This is a genomic window from Mucilaginibacter sp. (assembly GCF_039925265.1).
GTDB lineage: Bacteria > Bacteroidota > Bacteroidia > Sphingobacteriales > Sphingobacteriaceae > Mucilaginibacter.
This window is the reverse complement of sequence record NZ_JBDSZG010000016.1, coordinates 166,512-179,452: the sequence shown is the minus strand read 5'-3', so window position 1 is coordinate 179,452 and position 12,941 is coordinate 166,512. Positions and strand designations below refer to the sequence as shown.

The window sequence follows — 12,941 nt, the reverse complement described above, 5'->3', positions numbered from 1 at the left end:
TTTTAAGCAAAGCTAAAACAAAAACAGCCTGCTTTTTGGCAGGCTGTTTTGTAATATCGGCTGGTTCTTTTAATAATTGTTCAACTGCAGTGTAACATCCGATTTTACTGCCGAAAACATCTTTTGTGAAAAGTAAGGTACAATATAGCTATCACCAAACCATAATACGGACGGGCCTTCAGAGTAATCGCCGTTGCTGATGTGCTTTTTAGAAAGCTCTTCTGTTTTTAGCCATTGTCCGCTGCCAAGGTCTAAAATACCAAAAATGCCTACGTTAGAGCGCATGCCTTTTTTTGAATTGGCCACCAGATATAGTTTGTTTTTGGCAACATGGAAACCGGTAGTTACTTGGCGGTTAGGGTAGTTACTGCTTGCCGGGAACACCTGCTGAAATCTTAAATTCAGGTCTTTATCATATGCGTTAACGATTAAAGAATATTCGATATAGAAAGTGGAACCAGCTTGGCTGGAGTATGTTGCATTTGATGATAGCGCCACTAATAATTTCCCATCTGCCTCGGTAATATATTTAATGTTCATGCCGCCGGCGTACCCCATATCTATATCATCTACTTTTTTATTGATGGGTACAAAGCCTTTTTTTAAGGCCTTCAGGCTGGCTTTATCTATCACCTGGGTAACGTATGCTTTCTTGCTGCTTTCAAAATCGAGCTTGCCTATACCTAATTCTGCATCCTTATCCTGGTTTCTGTAAATTAGCCCATAGTAAAGCACGTTGCTGTTATCAGACGGGCAGGTAAACAATATCCGGCTTGGGATAGCAGAATCTTTAATCTCGAAAGAAACAGGTACCGTTAACTGGTTAGATGGCGTTGTTTTACCCGCATTATACTTATAAACCTCGATGCTGGGACCGTTAAGCCAGCTGATGAACATATCGGCATGCTTATTCCACGATAGCGATACAAACAGCCCGTTGGAGCGCACCGGCTTAAAGGAGCTTACCGAATCGAGTTTGTCATTGTATTCAACAACCTGCAGTTTGCGGGTTTCGTTGTATTCGCGGGCGTATCTGTCCGAAAACCAATCGTAAAAGGGGATGCCGATATGTATTTTGCGCCTGTAGCCGGTTTGCCTTACTGCCAGTTTAAAAAAGGCACCGTCGCCGGTATACATTTGCGGGTATTCCACGTAGTCATCATCAGATTTATAAACGATCTTATCTGACAGTACCTTGCCGTTATCCGGGTCGACAACATAGGCCTCGAAAGTATTGTTGGTGCCTTTAAAGTTAGAGTGGGTGGTTGAGGCAAGCGCCACTATCTTCCCTTTAAATTTATCGGTTTTAATGCCAAAGCCGGCCAGCGAGGTACGCCATACTACCTGTAGTTTATCGTTTACCGCAACCAGGTCGAAGCTTTCATCGCCCGTACTTATCTGCATTACATTCAAGTGCTCGTTAAAAGCAAAGGCGTTACTGGCCTTAATACCGTTGGCAAAATCCTCCATAATGGGCGGGTCGTCGTTCTGCGCCAGTACTGCAATGGTTGTAAAAAGGGTTAATACTGTAATAAGTAAGATTTTTTTCATGTAATAAGTCAGGTTTGTTTCTGGCTTGAATTACGTTAAAAAAAGTGAGAATCGGGATATTTTTTTTGACAAATAAGTTAATACAGATGCGTAGGTAAACCCAGTCACTTGTTTAAAACGGAAGCACCTTGCTACGGGAGAACAAAAAATACTACGCGGTTTGTTTACCCTTGTTCATCCTGCTTTTGATGATGGCGAAAATAGGGGGCAGGATAGAGAGCAGCACAATGCCAATAGCTACCAGCGAAAAGTTCTTTTTAAAGAAGGGCACAGTGCCAAACAGGTAACCGCCGTATAGGAAAAGCACTATCCACGATATCCCGCCGATAATGTTGTACAAGCTATAACGCCCTATGGGCATCCGGCCAACACCGGCAACAAATGGGGCTATGGTGCGTATAATAGGCATAAACCGGCTAAATATTACGGCTTTGCCGCCGTGCTTATCAAAAAACGCTTTGGTTTGTATGTAGTAGCTCAGTTTCAGTATTTTGTTCTTTTCTTTAAAAACCTTTGGTCCCAGGTAATTGCCCAGCATGTAGTTTACTGTGTTACCGGCAAAAGCTGCAATAATTAAAATAACGGCCAGTAGATGGATATCCAAACCCGATGTACCGCCCGCTATTAAAGCGCCGGCTGCAAACAGCAGGGAATCGCCCGGTAAAAATGGGGTAACAACAAAACCAGTCTCGGCAAAAATGATCACAAAAAGGATAAGATAGGTCCAGCCCTGGTATTGGCTGGTTATTTCGGCAAGGTGCTTATCAATGTGCAGGATGAAGTCTATCAGGCTGTGTATTATTTCCAAAGCATTTTAATTTTGACCAAAAATAGCAAGATAAAGCTAAAAAGCGCTTTATTATTACTTTTTATCGGGAATGGTATTTAATATAACACCGGCGCTAAACGCGGAAGTATCTGTGCGGTTGGGTAAACCGTAGGCATAAATGGTATAAAGCTTACCATCAAGCACGGTAACATTTTTTAAGGTAGTTAATATGGTTGATGGCGTAGCCGTAGCGCTGATCTTAAAATTGTAGCCGCCAGCGGTAACTTCCTTGTAAGTACTCACGCCCTTGTAGGCTATATTGGAGAAAACCAGCGAATCGTTAGCGGTGATATTTAAGCCTGCTGTACCCGGCGAGGCGTTTACCAGCCTTATTTTGCTGCGGCCGACCGCAGGTACGCTGCCCGAATCTACAGTGAAGACATAGGTTAACGAACTATCTGACCGTAAACCCGTAAGGAACCAGGTGTAGCGCACGTTCTCCTTTAAGGATCTATCCAGTGTAAGCAGGTTGCTTTGGCTGCTGGTATTGCTTAAAGCGGGGCGTATTTGCAGCGGGGTATCATTAATATTCATTAAAAAATAGCCGGAAGCATTTGGGTACCTGTAGGTGGTTGCGCTCTGTTTTATAAAATTAGCATATAAGTTTACCGGGTTTATATTGGGGCTAAGGTTTACAATGTTGAGGTAGCCATTATCCGTACCCAGCGAGGTATTGTTATTATCCTTACCGCAAGAGAGGAACTGAGGCACTATAAGCACCCCCAAAATAAACAAACATAGGTATTTTAGTATGCCGTTTTTGTTATTACTGATCATCGTTTATCAAAACTACTTATTAATCACCAGCCCGGTGCCAAATTTTAAACCGCCTGTACCCGTTAACGTGCCTTTTGCAAAAAGTGTATACATCCTGCCTGCTGTCAGCGTTCGCGTGGTATCGGCAATGGCGGCGGTTGTACCCGCGCGAAACACCTGTACATGCTTTATACCAACGCCTATCGGCACAAACACCGAAGTTGACTTATACGCCCGCAGCTTAAAATTCAGGGAATCTATTTTTACATCCAGGTCACCCGAGCCGGGGGACGCGTTTACAAACCTTATTTTTGCCCGCCCGTTGGTATCAGATACCAGTGTATCGCGCGTAGTAAATGTATCATCGGCCGCTTCCCCGGCAATATACACCGAGTAAATTTTGTTGGTATCAAGTTGCAATGACAGGTTAAACAATACATCGGAATTGCCCAGCCGCTTAAACTGGTAGTTTTGGTCGGCGTATTTTACAGCAAGGTAGCCCGTATAACCAAATGGATAAAGCGAGGACGTGGTATTTACACGGCTCCCGTTGAGGTAATAGTTAAGCGTATCGGTAGTCGCGTTCACTACATTTAAGGTAGTGGTTAAGGTAGATGATGCTGGTACGGCATCATCGCCAACCTTGCAGGAGGATATGGCCAGAGCGAACAATACTATAATTAAAAGAGGTAACTTAAAATTCATACAAATAAGCAGATGCAATAATAACTGTATAACGGCAGGTTTTGTTATCTGTGGAACAAAAAAGTCCGGCTTTTAATGGCCGGACTTTTTGTTTTGGGTTGATTAGAGGTTGGAGTAGTTACCAGGTTTTTGCCGTTAAGCAACCACCAATTGATCTTTATGCCATCCTCTAATCAATATTATGCGTAGCTGTTAAGCATTACCGGCATTACCAGCATCAATACGTCTTCGTTCTCGTCGCCGCCTTGTGGCAGTAATAAGCCTGCACGGTTAGGGGTCGACATTTCTAAGGATACTTCTTCACAGCTCAGGTTCTTCAGCATCTCTATGAGGAAACGGGCGTTAAAACCAATTTCCAGGTCGTCGCCTTCGTACTGGCAGCTTAAACGCTCGTGCGCCTCATTTGCAAAATCAATATCTTCTGATGATATATTCAACTCACTGCCGCTAATTTTTAACCTTACCTGGTGGGTGGTTTTGTTAGCGTAGATAGCCACACGGCTTAGGGTGCCTAATAATGAAAGGCGGTCTATCGACATTTTATTAGGGTTTTCCTTCGGGATAACGGCTTCATAATCCGGGTAGCGCTCATCTATCAGGCGGCACACCAGGTTGATGTTACCAAATTTGAAGAACGCGCTGGTGCTGTTATACTCTACCGATACATTAACATCGCTATCCGGCAGGGCCGATTTTAGCAGCGTTAACGCTTTCTTTGGCAGGATGAAGGCAGTGGTGCTATCCGCTTTGGCATCCTTACGGCGGTAACGTACCAGCTTGTGGGCATCGGTAGCTACAAAGGTAAGGTGCTGGCTGCTCAGCTGGCAGTAAACGCCCGTCATGGCCGGCCTTAATTCATCATTACTTACCGCGAATATGGTTTTATTGATCGCCTCGCCCAATACAGATGCAGGCAGGTTTACGGATGATGCGTTTTCAACGGTAGGGATCTTTGGGAAGTCTTCGCCGTTTTCGCCGCTGAGCTTGTATTTACCGTCGCCGGCGCTTATTTCTATAGCAAAGGTTTTATCGTCAACAGAAAAAGATACGGGCTGCTCCGGTAGGGATTTCAGCGTATCCAGTAATATGCGCGATGGTATAGCTATACGGCCATTCTCTTTGGCTTCAACAGCTAAAGAAGTGGTCATGCTGGTTTGCAGGTCGGTAGCAGAAATGGTTAAGTTCCCGTCTTTTATCTCGAACAAGAAGTTTTCCAGTATAGGTAAAACGGTGCTATTGCTTAACGCGCCACTTACAGACTGCAGTTGCTTGAGTAAGGTTGATGTGGAAACTATGAATCTCATAATGGGTTAGTTCGTTTAGTAAATCAAAAGTATAAAATTTAATGTGCATACTTTACGATGTGCAGGTAATGTTGATAAAAAGCTGTAATATTAACAATAGGTTAGGCTTCAATCAAAGAAACTGCGATTGTTCACAAATAAAATTAAAAAAATTGGAATTAAAGGATTTGCATTTTATAGAACTCGACAGTTCGACATTAGAAAATACAGCGTTTTATTTGGCGTTTTCAAGCTTATCATTTAATCGCGGCATTATATTTAAAAGAATTGGCACGCAGCCTGCATTTGTTTTATCGGAAGTAATAGAAAATATAGATAAGGAGGTTTTAGACATAGTTATCCATGACCATAACGCGGTTGGAGGATTGGCTGTTTATACAAAGGCAAATGGCGCTAACATTGCGGTTCATGATTTTATCTTTGATTTGCTTACTCATCATGATATTGATAAAAAGTGGCGATATAATGATGATGATTATTTCACCGAATTTTCTTCAGAATATAATTCAAAAGAACGGTTTAGAGGAATCGGGTTGTACGAGATTGATGTGGAGGATTTTAGCCGCAGATTATTATTAATGGCCATGCTCGGATCTTGCTATGATAAAATGGAAAATTATTCCAAGGTGATGATAAGCAAGTTCATTGGTAGCCTACTGACCGGCAATGATAGAATAATAGTTGCCACACAACCATGGGGCGAGTATTATATAGGTTGGTTTACTTGTTTCTTTGTTATTCGAACAACTGATGTTGTCATTTTAGGAGTAGATGACTATGATTGATTTGCTTACCATCAATAAATATTACCGGGCGTATTTACGTTTGCGGATGTAAAACTGTAAAACTGCGAATATCAACACCAGGCCAATAGGTACTATGTTATTTATTAATTGCCATTGCAGTTTTTCACTGCGGATGCGGGCCCTGTCAAGCAGGCGTATTTGTATCTCTTTGTTACGGAGGGAGATCAGTCCCGAGTCGTCGGCCATGTAATCGGCAATATTCATCAGCAGGGTTAGGTTGCCATAGCTTTGCTTGGTGTAGCGGTCATAACCCAGCGGGTAGGGCGAGCCATCGGCGCCAACCTGGTTGCGCAAAATGTCGCCATCGCTCAGTACGATCATCTTGGTGGGCTTGCTTTCGCCCAATACTTCTATCTTTTCGCCCAGGCTATCGGGTACCGGCCTGTTGCGGAAATCGGATATGAACTTACCTTCTAACAGCACCCCGGTTATCTTCTGCGGACTTTGAAAATCCTTCGGGTTCGGTTCATCGCGCAGCGCCATCAGCGATAACAGGTGCGGTGTTTTTATCTCTTTGTTATAGGGCGAGGTATTCAGCAGCACCGTTTTCTCTACATTTTTAATATCCAACACATCAATGGTGCTGGCAAACTGGCTGGTAATGCCATCCAGATTTTTTACAATAGGGTGGGTAGATTGGGGGATATACACCGGGTAAAACAGCCAGTTGAGCAGTTGGATCTGCGGTGTGCCGCCAACATCCCCGGTGGTAACCGGGATCTGCGAGCTGTTAATATCCGCGATGAGGTTATAATTGATGCGGATGCCATAGCGGAAAAGCTGATCATCCAGGTTCAGCTCTTTATTAAAGGCTAATGCCTGGTTGCCTTTGCCTTTTAAGCTATCCAGTTCGGCACTCACCTGGTCTATGGCCCAAAGTATGCGGCCGCCGCGCATGAGGTACTGGTCTATCTTGAATTTCTCCAGTTCGGTAAAGGCTTTATCCGGCTTGGCAATCACCAGCAGGCCAACTTTACGCAGGCTATCAAAAGGGATGGTAGCCAGGTCTATCCGTCCAACCAGGTAACCGTCAGACAGGTTTCGCATGGCATCGTTCAGCTGCAGGTCGGTTAACTCTTGGTGCCCTTCGGTAAAGCCGATGCGCTGTTTGCCACCCGTTGTTATTTTTTTGATGGCCGATGTAAAAGCGTACTCCAGGTTTTGGATGGAGCTGTTCAGCTTTTCTTCGGGTGAGGTGTTGAGGTTGCTCTGGTTTTCGAGGAGCTTTACCGGGATGGCCTTATCGCCGTAAGTAACCAGCGCAAACGGGAACATCACTTTAGATTGTACGCCATCGTCGGTTTTTACGCTGAGGTTTTGTGCCTCTATGCCTTGCGCCGACAGGTTCTCAAAGGCCTGTTTTTGCTGATCCTGCGAGAGCCCTTTAATAGGGTCGATAAACACAAAGGTGAGTTTACTGTGGCTGTAGGCTTGCAGGTCGCTCAGCATATCTTTGGTGGCGGTTTGTAAGCGTTTTATGCCGCCAGGGAAACCATCGCCCTGCAAATAAACGGTAATGTTTACGGGAGCGGGAAGGCTATCCAAAACCTTACGACTAACGGATGATATGGTGAAACGTTTTTCCTTAGTAAAATCGAACCGGGTGAAAAACCGGTGGGTGAACAGCGTTAAAGCAAATAATATCCCGAGTGTGCTAAGAAATGCGGTGTTAACGAATTTCTTTTGCTGCTGGCGGTGCAATACAAAAAGGGTGAGCAAAATAAACAGGGCATCTAACAAGAGGAAGTAAACCAGGTCGCGGGTATCCAGTACGCCGCGGCTTACCGAATTATAATGCTCGGTGATGCCCAAACTTTGGATGCCAAGGGTTTGAAGCGAGAACAAACCACCAAGAGAATCGAATCCGCTATAGAAAAAGAAGCACAGGAAAACCGCGATGGTGAAGGCGATCACCTGGTTTTTACTAACCGATGAGGCAAACAAGCCGATAGCCGTAAATGCCGAACCCAACAGGAATAGCCCTATATATGAGCCGATGACCGCGCCGCTATCTATATTGCCCTGCGGTGCGCCGAGGGTGTAAACGCTGTAATAGTAAACCAATGTGGGTATCAGCGCGAAAAGCACAACAACCACCCCGGCAAAATATTTGCCTAATACAATCTGCAGATGGCTTAAAGGGCGGGTAAGTAAAAGCTCGAACGTACCTTCGCGGCGTTCTTCGGCCAATGAGCGCATGGTAATGGCCGGCACTAAAAACATAAACAGGTATGGCGCTGTGCTAAACAGGCTGTCCAGCCCGGCGTAACCATAAGCCAGTATGCTGGTATCGGGGAACACCCATAAAAACAGGCCTAAAACCAGTAAAAACACGCCAATGGTAACATAAGCCACCAGTGAACTGAGGTAAGTTGTTATTTCTTTCTTGAGTATGGGAAACATTGTTGTTTGGTTCGGAATTTACAAAGTTACCAATCAAAACGATATGCTACACGGATACCTGTTTGGCGGATCCTTCCGCTGCCCCAGTTTTCGTAACGGAAACCGAGATCAATGGCTGAGCTTTTGTTTAGGGGTAGCAAAAAGCCGGGCCCTATGGCAAAAGCGAATAACTTATCCTTATTATAATTGGTTTCTATAGCTGTACCTAATTCGCCTTCCACATAAAAACCATCGCTTAAATAGTATTTTACGCCTGCTTTTAAAGGCACAAAGCCGCTTGGGTCCTGCGATTTGTTGCTGCCAATCAGCGAACGTTTAAAATACAGGCTGGTATAGCCCGCCGTCACGGTAAGGCTTACGGGGCCGGCTATCGGTACCTCTGCTTTGCCCGAGCCGCCAAAGCCGATGCTATAGATGCTGTTGGTGGGGATAGCCAGATCGAGCCCTGCGCTGAAAGCTTTTTTAGGCGAGGTTTGCCCATGTGCTACACAATATAAAAACAGGAATAATAAAGGTAGTAGTTTCTTCATTGGATGTGCCGGTGTTGCTTGTGGCTAATAACGCCGAAATTACAATTATAATGCGCCATTTATAAATCTGCCGCGCTGCAAATAAAACAAAACAAAAAAGTCCCGGAAACCTCCCGGGACTTTTTTGCTATAAAATATTTTTTTGGAGTTTAGAAGCTGTAAGCTATACGGGTAGCAAACTGGCCTATGGTGCCATTTTTTGACCATGCCTCGTACCTTAAACCGATATCGAAACCACCGGTAAAAGTATAACCTATGCCAGGCGAGTAAGCGAATGCTGTACCGCCACCGCTTTCGGTAGATTTTGCAGCACCTACCTGGGCCTCGCCATAAAAGCCTTCGCTAAAGTAATTTTTGATACCTACCTTAACTGGTATAAAGCCGGTAGATGGAACGCCGTTTTTGCCGGAGAAGCTTGTATAGCCTGCCGATATATTAAAATAGGTGCCTTCGCTGATGTTGATATCATATTTCAATGATCCACCGATAGCAAGGTTGTAAAAATCGCCGAAGGAGCCGGTAGGTATACCCGCTTCGAGGCCAATACTGAATTTAGATGCATCATTGCTTTTTTGAGCTAAACAAGTAGCCACAGTGCTTCCTACGAAGAGGATCGCTAAAATGATTTTTTTCATTGTTTGTGAGAAATTTGGTTTATGGGTTTATTTTAGCTAATTTAAATAATAATATATCTTATTTCAAAATATTATAATACAAAGTTTAAATAATACATGTTTTTTATGAGTTTAATAAAAACACAAAAGGCCCGGAGGCATAACCCCGGGCCTTTATATAAAGCTATGTTCGCTTAGAAACTGAAAGCTAAACGCAGGCCTATCTGGCCGATAGTTCCGTCTTTAGACCATGCTTCGTAACGTACGCCTAAGTCAACACCGCTGCCAAAATCGTAACCGATGCCAGGTGAGTAAACAAATGCAGTGCCGCCACCGCTTTCGGTAGAAAACGCTGCACCTAACTGGCCTTCGCCATAAAAGCCGCTACCGAAGTAGTATTTAAGGCCGGCTTTTACCGGGATGGCGCCATCTGTAGAACCTGCAATGCTTTTGTATTGAGATTTTACAAGGAACGCGTTATAACCTACCGAACCGGTAAGGAAGGTGTTTGTTGCAATGTTGTGATCGTATTTAATAGATGCGCCAACAACTGCATTGTAAGCATCGCTTGCATGGCCTACCGGTATGCCGCCCTCTAAACCAATACTCCATTTTCCGCCTTCTGATTGCGCGAATGCGCCGATTGATAAACCGCACAAAACGGTTAATACTAATAGAACTTTTTTCATGATAATTTTTAAATTGTGGTAAACATTTAATCACGGCATTGCAGGGTACCTTCCGCGTTGCCGCTGTCTGATTTGTAGACGCCCTTTTAAACACAACGTTACAACAATTGTGTGCGAAAAATGTTGGAAGATATGTAAGATGCTGAAATTTAGTATATTAATTTACAGCTTATTGTTGGTTAAGCCTATAAAAATGTTTTCCAGCGTTTTGTCGCCATTTTTTTTGCGGAGGTTTTGCAGGGTATCGTCGGCAGCTATTTTGCCTTTGTTGATGATGATAACCCGGTTGCATACAGCCTCCACCTCCTGCATAATATGGGTAGAGAGTACGATGGTTTTTGTTTTACCCAGATCGAGAATGAGCTGGCGGATACCGATGAGCTGATTGGGGTCCAGGCCGGAGGTGGGCTCGTCCAGTATCAGTACCTGCGGGTTGTGCAGGATGGCCTGCGCAAGGCCAACGCGCTGGCGGTAGCCTTTAGAGAGCTGGTTTATCTTTTTATGCTGTTCGGGGCCAAGGCCGGTTTGCTCCAATACTTCGGCAATACGCTTTTGGGGTTGGTGCAGCTTATGGATGCCGGCAACAAAGGCCATGCTTTCCTTTACGTACATTTCGGTATACAGCGGGTTGCTTTCGGGCAGGTAGCCTATGTTGCGCTTTACTTCTAAAGGGTCTTTACTGATATCGAAACCGCAAACCGTAGCCGTGCCCGATGTTTGGGGGATAAAACAGGTGAGCATTTTCATGGTGGTGGATTTGCCCGCGCCGTTTGGCCCTAAAAAGCCCAATACGCCCGGCCCGGCATTAAAGGTGATGCCATCCACAGCCTTTTGCTGCCCATAAGTTTTTGATAAAGCCTGTACCGAAATGCTCATGGCGTAAAAATAGATTTTAGATGTGAGATTTTGTTGATTTCGGATTTCGAATGTTCGATTTCGGATTTAAGAAAAAGGAAAGGGGGAAGTTTGTAAGTGTTCATAGATGGCAGCTTTGTTGACTTGCGTTAGGGATAGAAGTGGAAACCCCGGAATGGAGTCCGCACTTCTATCAGTGGGGACGGAATGAGGAGTTGGAACGGATAGCCCGGCCCGAAGGGAACGCCATAGTTGTTAATTCTAAAATATTAAAGTCTAAATAGTTAAACTCCCCAGCTATCTGTCTAATCATAACATTAAATCCGAAATCGAAATTCCCAAATCCGAAATTCTAAAAAAAACTATCTTTGCCTCCATTATGAGCAAATCAACCGACGAACTTTTTAAAAATGTTATATCGCATGCCAAGGAGTATGGCTTTGTTTTTCAATCCAGCGAAATTTATGACGGACTTAGCGCCGTTTACGATTACGGCCAGGCCGGTGTTGAACTAAAGAACAACCTAAAAACCTACTGGTGGAAAGCCATGGTGCAAATGCATGATAACATTGTGGGCCTGGATTCTGCCATATTTATGCACCCCACCATTTGGAAAGCAAGCGGCCACGTAGACGGCTTTAGCGACCCGATGATTGATAATAAGGACAGCAACAAGCGCTACCGTGCAGATCAATTACTGGAAGACCGTATAGCTAAGCTTGATGAAGAAGGCAAAACCAGCGAAGCTGAAGAGCTGCAACTGGAGATGGATAACGCCCTGAAGGCTGAAGACCTGCCGCGTTTGAAAGAACTGATCATCGAACAAAATATAAAATGCCCGGTAAGTGGCACTGCTAACTGGACCGATGTTCGCCAGTTTAACCTGATGTTTAGCACGCAGGTTGGTGCTATTGCCGATGAATCTGACACCATTTACCTGCGCCCGGAGACAGCACAGGGGATCTTTGTGAACTACCTGAACGTTCAAAAATCGGGCAGGATGAAAATTCCTTTCGGTATTGCGCAGATAGGTAAAGCTTTCCGTAACGAGGTTATTGCCCGCCAGTTCATCATTCGTATGCGCGAGTTTGAGCAGATGGAGATGCAATATTTTGTACGCCCCGGCACACAAAAAGAATGGTTTGAAAAATGGAAGGCTGCCCGTTTAAAATGGCACCTTGCCCTGGGCACCGACGAAGCTAAATACCGCTACCATGAGCATACCAAGCTGGCGCACTATGCCGATGCTGCTTACGATATTGAGTTTGATTTTCCGTTCGGCTTTAAAGAGGTAGAGGGCATCCACAGCCGTACCGATTTCGACTTAAGCCAGCACGAGAAATTCTCGCGCAAAAAGATGCAGTACTTCGACCCGGAGGTTGACCCGGAAACCGGCAAGCCTTTTGGTAACTATATCCCATACGTTATCGAAACTTCGATAGGTCTCGACCGGATGTTCTTGCTGACGATGATAAACGCTTACGAGGAAGAAGACCTGAGCACCGAAGAGAAACAGGATAGTCGCACCGTGCTGCGCCTGCACCCTGCTTTGGCACCTGTTAAAGCGGCTATTTTCCCGCTGACCAAAAAAGACGGTTTGCCCGAGAAGGCCCGCGAAATAATGGATGCCCTGAAACTAAACTTTAACCTGCAATACGAAGAGAAAGATGCTATTGGCAAGCGTTACCGTCGCCAGGATGCCATTGGTACACCTTTCTGTATCACGGTAGATCACCAGACTTTGGAAGACAATACCGTAACCATTCGCCATCGCGACAGCATGGCCCAGGAACGCGTACCTGCCGACCAGTTAGAAAAGATAATAGGCGACCTGGTAAGCTGGAAGAATTTGTTAGGATAAATATAGTAAGCCTACTATATATCTCGAGCCCTCCCCAA

At 44.7% G+C, this 12,941-nt stretch carries 12 protein-coding genes; 2 read left to right on the top strand and 10 right to left on the bottom strand.

Annotation, left to right across the window (positions count from 1 at the left end; all coding sequences use genetic code 11):
* Window positions 1–69 precede the first annotated feature (69 nt).
* From ABIX36_RS08685 to dnaN, 5 genes are all read right to left on the bottom strand, one after another.
* On the bottom strand, window positions 70–1,551 hold the full coding sequence (locus ABIX36_RS08685) for a hypothetical protein (protein ID WP_348081770.1): 1,482 nt from the start codon (window positions 1,549–1,551) through the stop codon (window positions 70–72).
* Window positions 1,552–1,702: 151 nt separating this feature from the next.
* Window positions 1,703–2,359, bottom strand: a complete 657-nt coding sequence (locus ABIX36_RS08680) for a DedA family protein (protein ID WP_348081769.1) — start codon at window positions 2,357–2,359, stop codon at window positions 1,703–1,705.
* Window positions 2,360–2,413: 54 nt separating this feature from the next.
* Window positions 2,414–3,157 carry a DUF4397 domain-containing protein gene (locus ABIX36_RS08675; protein ID WP_348081768.1) on the bottom strand — a complete coding sequence of 248 codons (744 nt, stop codon included), beginning with the start codon at window positions 3,155–3,157 and terminating at the stop codon, window positions 2,414–2,416.
* Window positions 3,158–3,169: 12 nt separating this feature from the next.
* A complete protein-coding gene (locus tag ABIX36_RS08670) occupies window positions 3,170–3,841 on the bottom strand; it encodes a DUF4397 domain-containing protein (protein WP_348081767.1) in 672 nt (223 codons plus the stop codon).
* 179 nt (window positions 3,842–4,020) lie between these two features.
* On the bottom strand, window positions 4,021–5,145 hold the full coding sequence (gene dnaN, locus ABIX36_RS08665; protein ID WP_348081766.1) for a DNA polymerase III subunit beta: 1,125 nt from the start codon (window positions 5,143–5,145) through the stop codon (window positions 4,021–4,023).
* A gap of 152 nt (window positions 5,146–5,297) precedes the next feature.
* Here dnaN and ABIX36_RS08660 point away from each other — a divergent pair, with 152 nt between their 5' ends.
* Window positions 5,298–5,930, top strand: coding sequence for a hypothetical protein (locus ABIX36_RS08660; protein WP_348081765.1), 633 nt, complete (start codon window positions 5,298–5,300; stop codon window positions 5,928–5,930).
* 21 nt (window positions 5,931–5,951) lie between these two features.
* Here ABIX36_RS08660 and gldG read toward each other — a convergent pair whose 3' ends face one another.
* The 5 genes from gldG to ABIX36_RS08635 form a co-directional block, all read right to left on the bottom strand.
* Complete coding sequence (gldG, locus tag ABIX36_RS08655) at window positions 5,952–8,354, bottom strand: gliding motility-associated ABC transporter substrate-binding protein GldG (protein WP_348081764.1); 2,403 nt, start codon at window positions 8,352–8,354, stop codon at window positions 5,952–5,954.
* A 26-nt stretch (window positions 8,355–8,380) separates the two neighbouring features.
* On the bottom strand, window positions 8,381–8,884 hold the full coding sequence (locus ABIX36_RS08650) for a hypothetical protein (RefSeq protein WP_348081763.1): 504 nt from the start codon (window positions 8,882–8,884) through the stop codon (window positions 8,381–8,383).
* A 149-nt stretch (window positions 8,885–9,033) separates the two neighbouring features.
* The gene (locus tag ABIX36_RS08645) at window positions 9,034–9,519 is read right to left on the bottom strand and encodes a hypothetical protein (RefSeq protein WP_348081762.1); all 486 of its coding nucleotides are present in this window, start codon (window positions 9,517–9,519) and stop codon (window positions 9,034–9,036) included.
* A gap of 173 nt (window positions 9,520–9,692) precedes the next feature.
* The gene (locus ABIX36_RS08640; RefSeq protein WP_348081761.1) at window positions 9,693–10,187 is read right to left on the bottom strand and encodes a hypothetical protein; all 495 of its coding nucleotides are present in this window, start codon (window positions 10,185–10,187) and stop codon (window positions 9,693–9,695) included.
* 162 nt (window positions 10,188–10,349) lie between these two features.
* Entirely contained in the window at window positions 10,350–11,063 is a 714-nt protein-coding gene (locus ABIX36_RS08635; RefSeq protein WP_348081760.1) for an ATP-binding cassette domain-containing protein, read from the bottom strand.
* A gap of 358 nt (window positions 11,064–11,421) precedes the next feature.
* Here ABIX36_RS08635 and ABIX36_RS08630 point away from each other — a divergent pair, with 358 nt between their 5' ends.
* Window positions 11,422–12,903 carry a glycine--tRNA ligase gene (locus tag ABIX36_RS08630; protein ID WP_348081759.1) on the top strand — a complete coding sequence of 494 codons (1,482 nt, stop codon included), beginning with the start codon at window positions 11,422–11,424 and terminating at the stop codon, window positions 12,901–12,903.
* Window positions 12,904–12,941 lie beyond the last annotated feature (38 nt).

Coding starts and splice junctions, on each gene's coding strand:
- ABIX36_RS08650 (WP_348081763.1), bottom strand. CDS start 8,884: ATGAAGAAACTACTACCTTTATTATTCCTGTTTTTATATTGTGTAGCA.
- ABIX36_RS08645 (WP_348081762.1), bottom strand. CDS start 9,519: ATGAAAAAAATCATTTTAGCGATCCTCTTCGTAGGAAGCACTGTGGCT.
- dnaN (WP_348081766.1), bottom strand. CDS start 5,145: ATGAGATTCATAGTTTCCACATCAACCTTACTCAAGCAACTGCAGTCT.
- ABIX36_RS08670 (WP_348081767.1), bottom strand. CDS start 3,841: ATGAATTTTAAGTTACCTCTTTTAATTATAGTATTGTTCGCTCTGGCC.
- ABIX36_RS08675 (WP_348081768.1), bottom strand. CDS start 3,157: ATGATCAGTAATAACAAAAACGGCATACTAAAATACCTATGTTTGTTT.
- ABIX36_RS08640 (WP_348081761.1), bottom strand. CDS start 10,187: ATGAAAAAAGTTCTATTAGTATTAACCGTTTTGTGCGGTTTATCAATC.
- ABIX36_RS08630 (WP_348081759.1), top strand. CDS start 11,422: ATGAGCAAATCAACCGACGAACTTTTTAAAAATGTTATATCGCATGCC.
- gldG (WP_348081764.1), bottom strand. CDS start 8,354: ATGTTTCCCATACTCAAGAAAGAAATAACAACTTACCTCAGTTCACTG.
- ABIX36_RS08635 (WP_348081760.1), bottom strand. CDS start 11,063: ATGAGCATTTCGGTACAGGCTTTATCAAAAACTTATGGGCAGCAAAAG.
- ABIX36_RS08685 (WP_348081770.1), bottom strand. CDS start 1,551: ATGAAAAAAATCTTACTTATTACAGTATTAACCCTTTTTACAACCATT.